Source organism: Psychrobacter sp. CAL346-MNA-CIBAN-0220, assembly GCF_040309805.1.
Taxonomy (GTDB): Bacteria; Pseudomonadota; Gammaproteobacteria; order Pseudomonadales; family Moraxellaceae; genus Psychrobacter.
The window spans coordinates 1-285 of sequence record NZ_JBEOPF010000124.1 but is presented as its reverse complement, the minus strand read 5'-3'; the positions used below and the strand labels follow the sequence as shown (position 1 = coordinate 285).

Here is a 285-nt window from a genome sequence, read left to right as displayed (position 1 = left end):
GAATACAGCCATTTACTTCGTAATTTATCTGCACAAGATGTGATTACTTATAAAAGTGTGGCGCAGCGTGGCGTAGGCGAATTTAAAGATTGGCTAAGTGAAACTAAAAACGACTACGATTTAAAAAATATTGTTTTAGTAGGTAGCCCATCATCGATAGGCGATATAAAACTAAGCCTACCAGATGCGTATAAAACGCTGGCAGAGCAATCTGATGACTTCTTTTTAGGTGGCGTTACGATTGCCGAGCGCCATTCAAGTAAACGAAATGAGCACGAACGATTA

The 285-nt window shown here is 39.6% G+C and carries 1 protein-coding gene; it reads left to right on the top strand.

Annotation, left to right across the window (positions count from 1 at the left end):
* The coding region (locus AAEY88_RS12975) for a hypothetical protein (protein ID WP_350563045.1) at positions 1–285 on the top strand (285 nt) is incomplete at both ends.